Annotated in this window: 17 protein-coding genes and 1 pseudogene; 3 read left to right on the forward strand and 15 right to left on the reverse strand. The window is 64.3% G+C overall.

Annotated features, from left to right (window positions below; genetic code table 11):
- Nucleotides 1-3 precede the first annotated feature (3 nt).
- A complete protein-coding gene (locus ACVWYP_RS04070; RefSeq protein ID WP_304497833.1) occupies nt 4-525 on the forward strand; it encodes a DUF1697 domain-containing protein in 522 nt (173 codons plus the stop codon).
- A 139-nt stretch (nt 526-664) separates the two neighbouring features.
- On the opposite strand, the gene ACVWYP_RS04075 is transcribed toward ACVWYP_RS04070, so the two are convergent.
- From ACVWYP_RS04075 to ACVWYP_RS04135, 13 genes and pseudogenes are all read right to left on the reverse strand, one after another.
- Nucleotides 665-1888 carry a threonine ammonia-lyase gene (locus ACVWYP_RS04075; protein WP_304497834.1) on the reverse strand — a complete coding sequence of 408 codons (1224 nt, stop codon included), beginning with the start codon at nt 1886-1888 and terminating at the stop codon, nt 665-667.
- A 470-nt stretch (nt 1889-2358) separates the two neighbouring features.
- A complete protein-coding gene (locus ACVWYP_RS04080) occupies nt 2359-2514 on the reverse strand; it encodes a response regulator (protein ID WP_411783504.1) in 156 nt (51 codons plus the stop codon).
- Nucleotides 2515-2568: 54 nt separating this feature from the next.
- Nucleotides 2569-2892, reverse strand: coding sequence for an aminoacyl-tRNA deacylase (locus ACVWYP_RS04085; protein ID WP_304497835.1), 324 nt, complete (start codon nt 2890-2892; stop codon nt 2569-2571).
- A 210-nt stretch (nt 2893-3102) separates the two neighbouring features.
- Nucleotides 3103-4629 (reverse strand): magnesium-protoporphyrin IX monomethyl ester anaerobic oxidative cyclase, encoded by a 1527-nt coding sequence (gene bchE / locus ACVWYP_RS04090; RefSeq protein WP_304497836.1) that lies wholly within the window; start codon nt 4627-4629, stop codon nt 3103-3105.
- A 115-nt stretch (nt 4630-4744) separates the two neighbouring features.
- Nucleotides 4745-5485 carry a di-trans,poly-cis-decaprenylcistransferase gene (locus ACVWYP_RS04095; protein ID WP_304497837.1) on the reverse strand — a complete coding sequence of 247 codons (741 nt, stop codon included), beginning with the start codon at nt 5483-5485 and terminating at the stop codon, nt 4745-4747.
- A gap of 30 nt (nt 5486-5515) precedes the next feature.
- Nucleotides 5516-5938: a transcriptional regulator gene (locus ACVWYP_RS04100; RefSeq protein WP_304497838.1), complete on the reverse strand. Its 423-nt coding sequence runs from the start codon at nt 5936-5938 to the stop codon at nt 5516-5518.
- Nucleotides 5925-6542: a hypothetical protein gene (locus ACVWYP_RS04105; protein ID WP_304497839.1), complete on the reverse strand. Its 618-nt coding sequence runs from the start codon at nt 6540-6542 to the stop codon at nt 5925-5927. Before ACVWYP_RS04105 ends, ACVWYP_RS04100 begins: the two co-directional genes overlap by 14 nt.
- A gap of 128 nt (nt 6543-6670) precedes the next feature.
- Complete coding sequence (locus tag ACVWYP_RS04110; protein WP_028341411.1) at nt 6671-7027, reverse strand: DUF1428 domain-containing protein; 357 nt, start codon at nt 7025-7027, stop codon at nt 6671-6673.
- A gap of 128 nt (nt 7028-7155) precedes the next feature.
- The gene (locus ACVWYP_RS04115) at nt 7156-7893 is read right to left on the reverse strand and encodes a DUF899 domain-containing protein (protein WP_304497840.1); all 738 of its coding nucleotides are present in this window, start codon (nt 7891-7893) and stop codon (nt 7156-7158) included.
- 18 nt (nt 7894-7911) lie between these two features.
- Nucleotides 7912-8274: pseudogene (locus ACVWYP_RS04120) on the reverse strand (SRPBCC family protein); the annotation flags it as partial.
- Complete coding sequence (locus ACVWYP_RS04125; protein ID WP_304497841.1) at nt 8259-8714, reverse strand: ArsR/SmtB family transcription factor; 456 nt, start codon at nt 8712-8714, stop codon at nt 8259-8261. The pseudogene ACVWYP_RS04120 and the gene ACVWYP_RS04125, both read right to left, overlap by 16 nt.
- 130 nt (nt 8715-8844) lie before the next feature.
- A complete protein-coding gene (locus ACVWYP_RS04130) occupies nt 8845-9132 on the reverse strand; it encodes a DUF3551 domain-containing protein (RefSeq protein WP_028341408.1) in 288 nt (95 codons plus the stop codon).
- Between the two features lie 171 nt (nt 9133-9303).
- On the reverse strand, nt 9304-10275 hold the full coding sequence (locus tag ACVWYP_RS04135; protein WP_016843619.1) for a Bug family tripartite tricarboxylate transporter substrate binding protein: 972 nt from the start codon (nt 10273-10275) through the stop codon (nt 9304-9306).
- Between the two features lie 204 nt (nt 10276-10479).
- Between ACVWYP_RS04135 and ACVWYP_RS04140 the strand changes: the two genes are divergently transcribed.
- Nucleotides 10480-10899, forward strand: coding sequence for a VOC family protein (locus ACVWYP_RS04140; protein ID WP_038382552.1), 420 nt, complete (start codon nt 10480-10482; stop codon nt 10897-10899).
- Nucleotides 10900-11269: 370 nt separating this feature from the next.
- Nucleotides 11270-12850 carry an AMP-binding protein gene (locus ACVWYP_RS04145; RefSeq protein WP_304497842.1) on the forward strand — a complete coding sequence of 527 codons (1581 nt, stop codon included), beginning with the start codon at nt 11270-11272 and terminating at the stop codon, nt 12848-12850.
- Nucleotides 12851-12866: 16 nt separating this feature from the next.
- On the opposite strand, the gene ACVWYP_RS04150 is transcribed toward ACVWYP_RS04145, so the two are convergent.
- Complete coding sequence (locus ACVWYP_RS04150) at nt 12867-14156, reverse strand: cytochrome P450 (protein WP_304497843.1); 1290 nt, start codon at nt 14154-14156, stop codon at nt 12867-12869.
- Between the two features lie 209 nt (nt 14157-14365).
- Nucleotides 14366-15463: an HD-GYP domain-containing protein gene (locus ACVWYP_RS04155; protein WP_028341404.1), complete on the reverse strand. Its 1098-nt coding sequence runs from the start codon at nt 15461-15463 to the stop codon at nt 14366-14368.
- Nucleotides 15464-15482 lie beyond the last annotated feature (19 nt).

A 15482-nucleotide genomic window follows, 5' to 3' on the forward strand; every position in this document is an offset into this window, starting at 1 on the left:
TCGATGCCGCGTTACGTCGCCCTGTTGCGCGCGGTCAATGTCGGCGGCACCGGCAAGCTGCCAATGACCGAGTTGAAGGCGATGTGCGTCGACGAGGGATTTTCCGACGCGCAGACCTATATCGCCAGCGGCAATGTCGTGCTCTCCTCGAAGCTCGGCGCGGCCAAGGTCAAGGCCGCGCTGGAGCAGCGGCTGCAGGCTTATGCCGGCAAGCCGGTCGGCGTTGTCGTCCGCAGCGCGGACGAGATCGCCGCGGTGCTGAAGGCCAATCCGTTTCCGAAAGCGCCGCCGAACTATACTGTCGCGATCTTCCTCGACGAGCCACCGCCGAAGGACGCCTTGAAGGACATCAAGGGCCGGCAGGACGAAGAGGTGCGGCTCGGCAAGCGCGAGATCTATGTCGCCTATGGCAGCGGCATGGGCCGCTCGAAGCTGAAGATCCCCGCCGCCGCCAAGGGCACCGCGCGCAACATCAACACCATCGCGAAGCTCGCCGAGCTGGCGGCGGGTGATGACGAAGGTTAGTTCGCCCATTGAAAACCGTCATCCTGAGGAGCGCGCACTTGCGCGCGTCTCGAAGGATGCACGGCCCGGCTGGTGACCGATTCATCCTTCGAGGCTCGCTCCGCTCGCGCCTCAGGACGACGGTCAAGCAGTCTGACAGCTAACTTTCCCGCACCGCGAATCCTTCAGCGCCGAGCCTTGCCAGCACCTCTTCCAGATGCGCGCGGTCGCGGGTTTCGATCACGAGCTCGAGCAGCGTCGCCTTCGCCGGAAGGTCGGAGAAGGTGCGCTGATGCGAGACCTCGATGATGTTGGCGCCGGCGTCGGCAAGCAGGATCGACACCGCCGCGAGCTGTCCGGGCCGGTCGACGATGTCGAGCGCCAGCTGCGTCAGCCGTCCCTCGCGGGCGAGCTCGCGGGTCAGGACCGAGGCGATCAGCCTGGTGTCGATATTGCCGCCTGTCAGCACCAGGCCGACATTGCGTCCGGCAAAGCGCTCGGGAGCTGCGAGCACCGCCGCGAGGCCAGCGGCGCCGGCGCCTTCGACCACGGTCTTTTCGATCGAGATCAGGGTCGCGACCGCGCGCTCGATCTGGTCCTCGCTGACCAGGATGATGTCGTCGACGAGCTCGCGGACGATTTTCGTGGTGATCCGCCCGGGCGCCTTGACCGCAATACCCTCGGCGAGCGTGTCGCCGCGCATCGGCAGCTGCTCGCCTTTGACCGTATTGTACATTGACGGATAGAGCTGGGCCTGCACGCCGACGACCTGGATCGACGGCTTCAGCGCCTTCGCAGCGGTGGCGATGCCCGAGATCAGCCCGCCGCCGCCGATCGGCACCACCAGGATATCGAGCTCCGGCACCGCCGCGAGCATTTCAAGTCCGATCGTGCCCTGGCCGGCGATGATCAGCGGATCGTCATAGGGATGGATCAGGATCAGGCCCTTCTGCGCGGCATGCGAGCCGACGAACGCGAAGCATTCTTCCAGCGTCTGCCCGGTGATGATGACCTCGGCGCCGTGCCGCCTGGTGTTCTCGATCTTCACCATTGGCGTGCCGATCGGCATCACGATGGTGGCGGGGATGCCGAGCCGCTTGGCGTGATAGGCCACGCCCTGGGCGTGATTCCCGGCCGACATCGCGATCACGCCGCGCTTGCGTTCCTCGGGCGACAGCGCCTGCAGGCGATTCAGCGCGCCGCGCTCCTTGAAGGTCGCCGTGAATTGCAGGTTTTCGAATTTGAGGAACAGGCGGCAGCCGCAGATCTCGCCCAGCGTGCGGCTCTCATTGCAGGCCGTGACCATGACCGCATCCCGGATCACATCCGCGGCACGGCGTATGTCGGCAAGGGTGATGGCGGCGGTATGGGCAGGCTGCGGCATCGGGTTTCGCTTTGGTCCGTTTCGTCAGACGGAACCTAGCGGGTTTCGGCGCCGAAAACGACCGCGCAGAGCATGATCCGGAACAGTGCGAAGCGTTTTCCGGAAAGATCATGCTTAAACAACGAGCTAGACGCGATGACGATTCAACCCGATCTCATTGCGCTTCAGCGTGCGGTCAGCAGCCGTTCTTCTGGCCTCGCCGGCCCGGCCGGCTGAACCTCATCGCATTTTGGGCATATCAGCGCAGTGCGGAAATGCTTGTCGAGCACAATGGTTCGCGTCCTGCCGCACTGGCAGCGCATCGGCTTATCCATGGAAAACCGGCCTGGGTTCGAGATGCAAGGAAAGCGTGCGCCTAGCTACCTCGGTCCGGTTAACCCAGTATGACCTGCCGCGGGAGAATTTGTCGCGCGGTCTTTTTTGAGCAATATCTCTTCGGAAAACCGCTTCGCACTTTTCCGGATCATGCTTCAGAAGAAGCCGGCGCTGAGATCGAGGCCGTAGCTCGCCCTGAGCGCCGCGACGAACAGGGCCGCGGCGGCAAACAGCAGGACATGCCGGGCGATGCTGCTTCGAAGCGAATTGGCCGGAAACGCGCGTGCGATCGATTGAGCCAAAGCAGCCATCTGCGACCTCCGGAGCCACGTCCCGAAGGTAGGTCGCGTGCAGCGCAGTGAGGTTCAATGCGGCTCGCGGATCGGCCGGCGGCGCGCCAACGTGCTCTGTTCGGGATCACGCTGTGGCCGCACCCGGCTTTTGAAGCGGTGACCGACCACGATCAGCTTGCCCTCGGCGCGGATCGCGGCCTCGGCCGCTGGCGCGGACGGCAGATTGTCTTGCGTGACCGCTTCCAGCGCGCGCAGGAACTCACGACCGGACGATGTGATCTCCCAGCCTTCGACGTCACGGAGCACATAGCCATGGCTAAAGATGTCGAGTTCGGGGACCCGCGATGCCAGACGTTTGATCCGCGCATGCCAATCGTCGCCGCTCGATGAGAGCATTGCGAGGTCGTGCTTGAGTGAATTGAGGCTGGCTCTGCCGCCGAAATGACTGGCCAATATTTTTAAGATCGCAACCTGTATGCTCAACTCGACGCCTCGACCGCCACGGTTCTTTTTGTTCTGCGCAGCCGATCTGGAAATTATCGCGCTGATGACTCAGGCGTCCAGTCATCAGCGCCAGTTATCCAGAACCGGCAAGACGGTATCGACTTACGCTGCGCGTGATGTGCCGACGCGGCGCTCGGGCCGGTGCGACGACATCGATTCCTCCTCCATATCCTGCGGCGCGCCCCAAAATTCCTGCACCGTCGGTCCGTGCTTCAGTCTTTTGTCGCGCAGGAAGCCGAGAATTTCGTGCGGCCAGACCCGGCGGCCCATCTGCGTGTACCAGCGCATCGCGTGACGAAGTTCGGCGTCGCGGTGAAGCAGCACGCGGAGCAGCGCCTTCGGGCGGCATTGCAGCACCATCTCGGTGAACTTGAACCAGAGCAGCACGCGCCATGGCGGCATGTGCCGGGTCGCCAGCACCTGATGCTTGTAGTCCCAGAGCCTACGATCGGTCTGGATGACGCGCCGCCCCGCCGCGAGACGGAAATACGGCGTCCAGCGATGCGGCGTGACGTACAGCATCTGGATCTGATCGGGATCATAGGACAACAGCTGCCTGAGACCGCGCCAATGATCGCGATCGGTCTCCTCCTCGAAGCCGACCACCCAGGTCGCCATCGACAGGATGCCGTGCCGGCGCATCAAACGGATGGCCTCGCGATCGATCGTGGTGGTCGCGCCCTTGCGGATCAGCTCCAGCGTCTTCTCGTCGGTGTTTTCCATGCCGAGCAGGAAGCGCTGCCAGCCCGCTTTCTTGTAGAGATGCAGGATGTCGGCATCGCGCACGATGTCGTCGGCGCGGGTCGAGCCGACCAGGATCAGATCGACATCCTCCGCGATCAAGGCCTCGAGAAAAGTCCGCCATGCCTTCTTCGAGACGGTCGGGTTCTCGTCGGCGAAATTGATCACTTTGACGCCGTGCTCGCGATGGAGCCGGGCCAGCTCCTTCGCAAAGCGCACGGGATCGCGGTGGCGCCATCGCGTCCAGAAGCCGCGCTGGCCACAGTAATTGCAGAGATGCGGACAGCCGCGCGAGAATTGCACGACGACGGCGCGCAGGCCGCCCCAATAGCTGTAACGCGCGTGATCGATCAATTCCCAGCCGACGCGATAGGCATCGAGGTCACGGATAACAGGCGCAGGCGGCGTCACGCGCGGCCCATAATCGTCGCGGAATGCGATGCCGTTGATGATGCGGAGATCCTCGCCGGCCTCCAGCGCCCGCATCAGGCGCCGCGCGGTTTCTTCGCCCTCGCCGCGCACGATCGCGGTGACGTAGCGCTCCTCGCGCAGGATGTCGCGCCAGTGATAGGTCGGAAACACGCCGCCATAGACGATCCGCACATTCGGCACGGCCTTGACGATCGCCTGCGCCACCTCGGTGATAACAGGATGGCCCGACGTCGAGCCGGAATGACCGAACAACACCGCATCCGGTGCAAATCTCGATGCCTCCGCCACGATGGCTTCGACCGGCATAGGCCCGAACTCGGCATCGATAAGACCGACGTCGTGGCCGTCATCGATCAGCGGCCCGCCGATCGACAGCAGGCCGAGTGGCGGCAGATGGTCGTCGGGGATCCGGCTGCCGATCGCCGGATGCGGCACGTTGACGAGAAGAATGCGCATGGATGATCGCTCCCGCTATGGTTGGCGTGATCGTTCGTCCCCGCATCTTGTGAGAGAAAGAGCCCAACCCCCCGGCCGGGCTTTAGGAAGAGAGCAGTTGGCGCGGCTTGACGCGCTAGAGGTTCGGCACCTCCGCCGGCGCGATCGCGGTCAGTCCGCCGAAGCGGCGCTCGCGGCGATGGAAGGAGCCGAGTGCGTCGGCGAGATCGTCGGCATCGAATTCGGGCCACATCCGCTCGGTGAAATGCAGCTCGGCATAAGCGCCCTCCCAGAGCAGGAAGTCCGACAGCCGTTTCTCGCCCGAGGTGCGGATGATCAGGTCGACGTCGCGCAGGCCGGCCTCGCCGGTGATGAGATCGGCGAAAGTCTCGCGGCTCAGCTCGCCGGCGCCGGCCGCCCGCGCGGCTGCATTCAGGATGGCGTCGCGCGCCGAATAATCGATCGCGATGCGCAGATGCAGCGTGGCGCCGCCGGCGGTCTCGGCCTCCGCGCGCGTGATCGCTGCGGCGATGCCGTCGGGCAGCCGGTCGCGGCGGCCGATCACGGTGAGGCGAACGCCGTTGCGCACGAGCGCGGCGATCTCGTTGGCGAGGTAGAACCGCAACAGCCCCATCAGTGCCGCCACCTCGGCCTTCGGACGGCGCCAATTGTCGCTCGAGAAGGCGTAGAGCGTCAGCGTGCCGACGCCCTGGTCCGGTGCGGCCTCGACGATGCGGCGGATCGCCTCGACGCCGGCCTCGTGTCCGCGCAGGCGCGACAGGCCACGCCGCGTCGCCCAGCGGCCATTGCCATCCATGATGATGCCGACATGGAGCCTGATGGCGGCTTCCGGCTTGAGCGCGACGTTACTTTGCATCACAAAGTCTCCGGACAAAAATGGGATGATTCAAACCGGCTGGATACCGAGGCGGCTAGCTGCGCGGTCGTCCTTGCCGGCGGCCTTTTCTGCCGTGCCGGCAGCCCTCTCGGCCGTGCCGGCGGCCTTGGCCGCGTCACGCACCAGCTGCTCGAGCACGGCGAGATAGTCGAGGAAGCGGCGGCGACCGCTCTTGGTCAGGCGGCAGGTGGTGTGCGGACGATTGCCTTCATAGCCCTTGATGACGTCGACGAGACCGGCCTCCTGCAGCACCTGCAGGTGCCGGCTGAGGTTGCCGTCGGTCAGGCCGCAGAGCTGCTTGAGATCGGCAAAGGCGAGCCCCTTCGGATGCGCCATCAGCGAGGTCAGCAGGCCGAGCCGCGCCTTCTCGTGGATGACGCGGTCGAGGCCATCATAGGCGAACGGCGCGGTGGTCAGGTCAGTCTTCGGCATCGTGGCCTCCGGAAGCGAAATAAAGCAGCGCTGCGAGCAGCAACTGGCCGATCGCGAATGGCAGTCCCATGGTCCAGGGCGACAGCGCGTGGCTCTGGCTTGAGATCAAGAGCACCGTGAAGCCCGACAGGAAATACCAGGCGCCGCCGAGCGCGATCGTGCGCGGCAGCAGGCGGACCGAGGCGAATACGCCGAGGCTGACCAGCACCTGCCACAGGCCGGGCAGCATCCACAGCGTCTCGGGCGCGAACTTCCATTGCAGGACAGCGAGCAGCACGCCGGCGATCACAGCCGGAACGAACTGCTCGATCGCCTGCTGGACCATCGCGTCCGCAAGGCCGGAATGATGCCGGCGCGAGCGCGCCTGCATCTCGATCCAGATCAGCACGGCGGAGACCAACGCGGCCGCCGCCCAGCCTGCGAGGAACGCGATCGGATGAGCGGTGGGATCGGCAAGCCAGAGATATTGCGCAAGCGCCGTGATGAGCGCGATGCCGCTGGTGGCGGCGACGGTCGCCGGACCGTAGCCGCGAAACGCCGTTCCGGCCGCAATCTGGCTGCGGATCGCGAGGATATCGGCCAACGCCTTGTCGAGGTCACGCATGATTCGCCCGAACTTTGTATTGCAAAGTATACGGGATCACCAAGTAAACGCAAGCGGCATCGCGCCGCCTGCCGAGCGTGATGTTTAACAGCCGGTTACTGCGCGGATTGCGGCGAAACCGTGCCGCGTCAGACCTTCACGAGGCTGGCAAAGCCGCCATAAATCATCCGCTTGGCGTCGAACGGCACATCGCCCGTGCCCATCGACGCCAGGCGCGGATCGGCCATCACCTTGGCGTTGATCCTGTCGCGCTGGGCGCGCGACTTGTAGGTGATCCAGGCGAACACGACGGTTTCGCCGGCCTTCAGTTTCACGCTCTGCGGAAATGAGGTCAGCTTGCCCGGCTTGACGTCGTCGGCGACCCATTCGCGATAATCCAGCGCGCCATACTCGCGCCAGACCTTGCCGGCCTTCTTCGAGAGCTGCGCATAGGCTTTGAGTTTCTTCTTCGGCACGGCGACGATGAATCCATCGACGTAAGGCATTGGCGTTTCCTGCGGTTCTATTGTCATTCCGGGGCACGCGAAGCGTGAACCCGGAATCTCGAGATCCCGGGTTCGATGCTTCGCATCGCCCCGGGATGACGAACGCCAACGCTACGCGTCAGCGTTCGTCAGCTGTGACAGCAGGATGCCTGAACCGGCGCCGGTTGGTACTGGTCACGTAGCCGCACCCAATCCATCGGATAGGGCAATCCTTCCTCGTGGCGGCCGAGCGGCGTCAGGTCGAGATAGTGATAGGCAGCATTCATCATGTCGAGGCCGCGCGCGAAGGTAGAGTAGGTGTGGAACACGCTTCCCTGCTCGTCGCGACAGAACACGCTGATGCCAGGCAACTCGGGACCGTAGAGCGGGGTCGTTCCATAATTGTACTTCGCGGTCCCCGCATCGATCTGCGCTTGCGTGAACGAGACGCCGTAATCGTAGTTGAAGTCGTTCTCTCCCGAGGAGACCCAGTCGAAGGTCCAGCCCATCCGTGCCTTGAATGCGTCGAGCTTGGCGAGCGGCGCCCGCGAGATCGCGATCATCGTGGTGTCGCGCGCAGCCAGATGCGGAACCATGCGCTCGAAGCCGTCGACCCAGAACGAGCAGCTCTTGCACGCTGCGTCCCACTCCGGCGCGAACATCACATGCTGCACCACGAGTTGGGGCCTGCCCCTGAAGAGATCGCCGAGCGTCATTTTGCCGCCAGGGCCGTCGAACACATAGTCCTTGTCGACCTTGACCCAGGGCAGTTCCCGGCGCTGCCGGCTGAGCGCTTCGCGGGCCTGGGTCAACTCCTTCTCGCCGATCATCAGCGCCTTGCGGGCTGCGATCCATTCCTCGCGCGAGACGATCTTGTGCTGTTGCATGGGATGCTCCTTTGCAGATCAGGCGTCGACAAAGCTTTCCAGATTGCCGAGGAATGCGGTCCAGCCGCGCTGGTGGTTGTCGCGGGCGGTCTCATCGACGAACTGCGCGTGATGGAAGGTGAGCAGCGTACCGCCGGCATCGGGCTTGATCGATATCGTCACCTCGGATTCGCGTTCGGGCGTCGAATGCCAGGCCCAACTGAACACCAGCTTCTCGTTCGGCACCACCTCACGATAGACGCCGCCGACCTCGTGATACTCGCCGTTCGTGCCGATGAATCCGATGCGATAGCGTCCACCGACGCGGACATCGAGCTCCGCACGCGTCGTGGCCGGCTTGACCGCACCCGGTCCGAACCACTGCGCTAGATTTTCCGGCTCGGTCCACGCGGCGTAGACTTTTTCCGGCCGCGCGCGGAGCCGCCGCGTGAGGGTGAGGCTTGGGCGCGCGGCGAGGCCGGCGTCGGCGGCGACTGCGGATTTGTTTGCCATGGTTCTTCCTCCACAAAAGCGGCAAGGCGGTCGAGGTTGTCGGACCAGAATTGCGCATAGCGATTGAGCCAGTTCATCGCCTGCTCCATCGGCCGCGCGGTGAGCCGGCACGCCACCGTGCGGCCGGTCTTTTCGCGCGCGACGAGACCCGCATCGGTGAGCACGTCGAGATGCTTCATGATCGCGGGCAACGACATCGCGAACGGCTGCGCCAGCTCGCTCACCGACAGGCTGTCCTGCTCGCCGAGCCGCGCCAGCAGCGCGCGGCGGGTGGGATCGGAAAGCGCCGCAAAGGTGCGGTCCAGCGTCTCGTCCTGATACTTAACCATATGGTTTAGTATAGACGCAAACGGCGCGACGTCAAGCGCGCGACTTCACGATCGCGTCAGGACGTGGCCCGGCGCGGGGACGAACGTCAGGAACGGTGGCGACAGACCGCTTTGCGGGAATGCCGCAACGCTAGTCGGGATAAACGGTCCGGTGCCGACGCTGATAGCGGCCCGGTGGTGGCGGCGGCGGTTCGCTGAACAGGAAGCGCGGATTCTCGCCGCAATAGAGATAGCGGCCGGACACGCTCGCGAGACATTGCTCGTAGGTTCGGTAGGCGCATTCGCCGGGATAGCCCAGGCTCGGGCCCTGCGCACACCATGGGTAGTCATAAGGATCGGCGGAAGCGGGCGTGATACTCGCCGCGCCGGCGAGCGTCACCGTTCCCAGAACAAGCATTGCCAATCCCGATGCGCGCATGATCCGGCTCCTCGGATGCCGCAGTTAGCAAGATACGGCATCTTTTGTAAGGTTCCTGAACGTCATTTTATTCCGCGTCAAGGCCGACGAATTTGGCTTCGGCCAGGGACCGGCTGTACCGCGCGGGCCACATTAGTCCCGCGCGATCCAGCATCGCACCTCTTGCGAAGCCTACTCGACCTTGAGGCCGGCGAACTCGACCACCTTCTTCCACTTGTCGGTCTCGGCCTTGATGTCGTTGCCGAAGGCTTCCGGCGTCTGGATCAGCGGATCGCCGCCGAGCTCGACCAGGCGCTTCTTCATGTCGGGTTCGGCGAGCACGGCGTTGATCTCGGTGTTGAGCTTGGCGATAACTTCCTTCGGCATGTTCTTCGGCGCGCCCATGCCAAACAGCGCGCTCGCCTCGTAGCCCTTCACAGTTTCGGCGACCGACGGAACATCGGGCAGTTGCGAGGATCGCTCCGTTGACGTCACTGCCAGCGCGCGCAACGCGCCGGAGCGAATGTGCTGGATGATCGAGGGCATGTTGTCGAAGATCACCTGCACCTGGCCGCCGAGCATGTCGGTGATCGCGGGCGCGGCGCCGCGATACGGCACGTGCTGCATCTTGCAGCCGGTCATCGCCATGAACATCTCGCCGGAGAGATGCACCGAGGTGCCATTGCCGGAAGAGGCCATGTTCACCTTGCCGGGATTGGCCTTCACATATTCGATGAACTCGGCGACGGTCTTGGCCGGCACGTCCTTGTTGACGGTCATCACGTTCGGCACGCGATTGAATGAAGCAACCGGCGCGACATCGCGCACGAAGTTGAACTTCAGATTGGCGTAGAGCGAGGCGTTGATGTAATTGGCCGGATTGACCAGCAGCACGGTGTAGCCGTCCGGCTCGGCGTTGATCGCCGCCTCGGTGCCGATATTGTTGCCGGCGCCCGGCTTGTTCTCGATCACGAATTGCTGCCCGAGCCTCTCCGACAGCCGCTGCCCGACCAGGCGCGCGATGATGTCGGTGGCGCCGCCCGGCGGATAACCCACGATCCAGCGCACCGGCCGCGCCGGATAGTCGGCAGCGGAAGCGCGGCCGATCGCGAATGTCGAAATCCCCGACCCGATCAGGCCCAGCGCGGTACGGCGTGAAATCATGAAGTTTCTCCCAATCCAGCAGGGTTTGGCGCCCTGCCCGTTTCTGTTGCGTTGCGTGCGGCGCGGTTTTAACAAACAATGCCTGAAGCGGCCAGTGCGACACGTGCGCCGTCGACCGCGACGAAAGACTAAGCTTCGGCTCTGATCGCACCAGAACCGGCGACCACATCGCTCGAAAGCACTCTGGACCGAAGAGGATCGATCATGTCCGTCAAGGTGAATGGGCTCGACCATCTCGTGATCAACGTCACCGATGTCGTGCGCTCGGTTGCCTGGTACAGCAGGATCCTCGGCATGGAGGTGAAGGTGTTCGACCCCGGCAAGGGCAAGACACCGCGCACCTCGCTGGTGTTCGGCAACCAGAAGATCAATGTGCGGCCGCGCGATGCCGACAAGGTGGACTGGTTCACCGCCGATCACGAGGCGGCCGGCAGCGACGATCTCTGCTTCCTCACCTCGAGCACGCCCGAGGAAGTGGTCGCGCATCTGAAAGCCAATGGCGTCAGGATCGAGGAAGGCCCGGTGGCCAAGCAAGGCGCGCGCGGCACGCTGCGCTCGGTCTATTGCCGCGACCCCGACGGCAGCCTGATCGAGATCTCGTCGTACGAGAAGGGCGCGACCTAGTGTGCTGAATGCGAAGTTCGTGCGATTTCGCGGCAACCACCTTCACGAACTTCGCATTCATAAAGCACACTAGAATCATAAGTTTGCTAGTGTCCTTATCGAATCCGAAGTTCGTCCCGAAGGTGCGGCGAATGATGCGAACTTCGGATTCGGGACACTAGCTTTCGCTCGTCCTTACGAGCCGGCGCGGCGTGCGAATGCGCGCCCGATGACGGATGCCGCGAATAAATCGATCTCTTCCGCGCGGCGGAACAGATTGCTTCAACGCAAAACCGCCTTGCAAATCCCGATTTGCTCTCGGCGCACGCCGATGGCAGAACTGCTCCCAACCAAGACCAATGGCGGCCGGCAAGGCCGCGCGGGAGGACATATGAGCAATTCAAAAGCAGTACCGGGCGTCGTGGGACCGTTTGCGGGGCTCGACGTGCCATGGTTGCTGCGGATGCGCGCCGAGGTGCGCCGCGATCATCCATTCCTGATCTGGGCGCCGTTCGACGCGCCGGCACGGCGCTGGAGCTACGGCGAATTCCACGAGCGCGTCGGCGCGCTGGCTGCGGGCCTTGCGAAGCGCGGCATCCGGCAGGGTGACTATGTCCTGATCCATCTCGACAATTGCATCGAGGCGATCATGTCGTGGTTCGCCTGCGTCGAGCTCGGCGCCATCGCGGTCACCACCAACACCCGCTCGGCCGCGGCCGAGATCGAATATTTTGCGGGCCATTGCGGCGCGGTCGCCGCGATCACCCAGCCGGCCTATGCCGAGCTGATATCAGCCAACTGCAAGGGCCTGCGCTGGATCGCGGTGACCTCGCACGACGCCGGGCAAGCGCCGGCGCAGCCGCCTGCACGCGGCGACAGTTTCGACGCGCTGTTTGCCGACAGCGCCGACCGGCCGCATCGCCCGACCGATCCGCTCGCGCCCTGCAGCGTGCAATATACCTCCGGCACCACGTCGCGGCCGAAGGCGGTACTGTGGACCCACGCCAACGCACTGTGGGGCGCCAAGATCAACGCCGCGCATCAGGACCTGCACGCCTTTGACGTGCACCAGACCTACCTGCCGCTGTTCCACACCAACGCGCTGGCCTATTCGATGCTGGCGAGCCTGTGGGTCGGGGCGACCTGTGTGATCCAGCCGCGCTTCTCGGCGAGCCGCTTCTGGCCGGTAGCGCTCGAACACAGCTCGACCTGGACCTCGACGATCCCGTTCTGCATGAAGGCGCTGTTGGAACACGAGGTGCCGAAGAACCACAAGTTTCGGCTCTGGGGCACCGCCGTGAATGAGCCGCCGGCGTTCAACGTGTTCGGCATCAAGATCATCGGCTGGTGGGGCATGACCGAGACCATCACTCACGGCATCATCGGCGAGGTCGATCAACCCAACACGCCGATGTCGATCGGCCGTGCCGCGCCCGAATACGAAATCCGCATCACCAATGACGACGGCACGCCGACCGGCGTCGGCGAGACCGGCAACCTCCTGATCAAGGGCATTCCGGGCCTGTCGCTGTTCGCCGAATATCTGCACAACGAGACGGCCACGCGCGAGAGCTTCGACGAGCACGGCTATTTCATCACCGGCGACCGCGTCACGATGCTGGAGCGCGGCTACATCAAGTTCGGCGATCGCTCCAAGGACATGCTGAAAGTCGGCGGCGAGAATGTCGCGGCATCCGAGATCGAGCAGGTGATCGCGGTGGTGCCGGGCGTGCGCGAGGCCGCTGTCGTGGCGAAGAAGCATCCGATGCTGGACGAAGTGCCCGTCGTCTTCATCATCCCGCAAGCCGGCGTCGCCGCCCTGCCCGCCGATTTGCACGACAACGTCTTGATCGCCTGCCGCTCCGCGCTGGCCGACTTCAAGGTGCCACGAGAAATCCGCTTCGTCGACGACATGCCGCGCTCGACGCTGGAGAAGGTCGCGAAGGCGGAGCTCAGGAAGATGCTGGAGTGACGTGGCCCAAGCCGCGTCAATTCACCTCGAAGCGGATCGGCAGCTTCTTCGGGCCGTTGACAAAATAGGCCTGCGTCATCTTCACCTCGCCGTCGAGCGATAGCGACTTCAGACGCGGCAGCAGCTCCTCGAACAGGATGCGCATCTCGAGCTTGGCGAGGTACTGGCCGAGGCAGAGATGCGCGCCATAGCCGAACGCGACATGGCGGTTGGGCTTGCGATCGCTGCGGAAGCGATCGGGGTCCTCGAACACCTCCTCGTCGCGATTGCCCGAGGCGTAGCACAGCATCAGCCAATCGCCCTTGGCGATCTTGCGGCCGCCGAGCTCGGTATCCGCGGTGGCCGAGCGCATGAAATGCTTGACCGGCGTCATCCAGCGGATCGACTCGTCGACCAGACCCGGGATCAATTCCGGATTGGCCTTCACCTTGGCGAATTCCGCGGCGTCCCTGGCCAGCGCCCAGATCGCGCCGGCGGTCGATGATGAGGTGGTGTCGTGGCCCGCGGTCGCGACGATCATGTAATAGCTGGTCTGGTCGTGCTCCGGCATGTAGTCGCCGCCGATCTTCGCGTTGGCGATGACGGTGGCGAGATCGTCGCGCGGGTTCTGGCGGCGATCCTCGGTGATCTTGCGGAAGTAGGCGGAGAAGTCGGCGATGATCGACTGCAGCATCGCGGAGACCTGCTCCGCGCTCAGCGCGTCGCGGACGCGCGCGGTGTCGGGATCCTGCGGGCCGAACAGTTCCTGCGTCAGCTTGAGCATGCGCGGCTCGTCCGCCTCGGGCACGCCGAGGATCTCCATGATGACGTGCAGGGGATAGCCGAGCGCGACGTCCTCGACGAAGTCGCAGGCGCCGCCCCTCGCGAGCATACGCCGCACCGTGGCGCGCGCGATCTCGCGGACGCGGGCCTCGAACTTGCCGAGATTGGCCGGCATGAACCAGCCTTGCGTCAGCGCGCGATATTTCGGGTGATCGGGCGCGTCCATCTGCACCAGCGAGCGCACCAGATTGGGCCCGCCGGTGATCTTGCGAACGCGCTCCTCGAGCGCCTGCGTCGTCAGCGTGGTCGGCCGGTCGGCGTTGTGGAACAGCTCGTTCTGCCGGCTGATCGCCTGGATATGGGCGTGCTTGGTCACCACCCAGAACGGATCGAACTTCTCGGGCCGCGCGATGCCGAGCGGGTTATTGGCGCGCAGCCAGCGATAGCTGTCGTGGATGCGGTCGTCCGCATAGGCGACGGGATCGACAAGTGTTGCCGCGATGTCGGCGGGGATGTCGAAATCCCCGGTCGTTGCCGTATCCATGATCGTCCTGACCCGTCGGAGCATCGGTCTTGCCGATGATCATCGGAATCTAGGCGGAGGTAAGGAGAACGACTTGCGTTGATTGGCTAGCGCAGACTAGGTCATTCCGGGATGGTCCGAAGGACCAGACCTCAGATGCGCAATTGCGCATCGGGGAATCTCGAGATTCCGGGTTCGATGCTCACGCATCGCCCCGGAATGGCATCCGCTCAATAATGCCCGAACGCCACCGGGCGGAACGCCTGCAGCAATTGCTGGTCGAGCTTGCCGCCCATCTCCTCCATCATGGAGAACGCCTTGGCGTGGGTGAACTGCAGCCGGTAGGCGCGCTTCTCGACCAAAGCGGCATAGACGTCGACGATCGTGGTGACGCGGACGATGTCGCTGATCTGGTTGCCGCTGAGGCCGTTCGGATAGCCGGTGCCGTCGAGGAATTCGTGGTGGTGCAGGATCACGTCGAGCATTTCCGGCGGGAAGCCGCCCTGCGCGGACAGCGCCTCGTAGCCGCGGCGCGGATGCTCGCGCATCTCGGCCATTTCCTCGACCGTCAATGCGCCGGGCTTGTCGAGCAGCGCGACCGGAACGAAGGCCTTGCCGACGTCGTGCAGCAGCGCGGCGCGGGCGAGCCGGCGCTGATCGTCCTCACGCATGCCGAGATGCTGCGCGAACGCAACCGCGAAACCGGTCACGAACAGGCAGTGGCGATAGGTCTCCTGGTGATGGCAGCCGACCGTGGTCAGCCATTCGCGCAGCGAGTTGTGCTTGATCGCCTTGAGGATCTTGTTTTCGGCGGCGACGATGTCCTCGAACTTGAGCGGCTCGCCGGCGCGCATCCGCTCGAACATCTTGACCATCACGCCGTGCGCGGCTTCGACGCCGCGGTTGAGCGCCTTGCCGCGATCGGTCTCGTCATAACCACTGTCGTCGGGGAACGCGGCGCGGATGCGCTGCAGGATGCCGCGCGCATCGAACGGCCGCGAGATCGTGTCGGTGGCGCCGAGCGCCCAGGCCTGCATCGAGGCGTGATGCAAGGCATCCGCCAGCACGAACAGCCGCGGCATCTCGCGATAGGCGTCGGCCTGCAGCTTGGCGCGGACGAGCTGCACGGCTTCGGGCGAGCGCAGGTTGATGTCGACGACGATGCCGGAGAGATCGCGGGCCGGCTGCTCGGGAATGTCGGAGGTCGGAACGGTATCGACCTCGCCCACCGAGCGCAAAATGCTCGCGAGCTCGTTGCTCTGATCGCTTCGATCTGACGCCAGCAGGAGGCGGCGCTTCGAAGTCTGGTTGTTGGCTAAGGCAGTCATGGCATCCCCGTCGCGGTAA

The sequence above is a fragment of the Bradyrhizobium sp. USDA 3262 genome, from assembly GCF_054060035.1.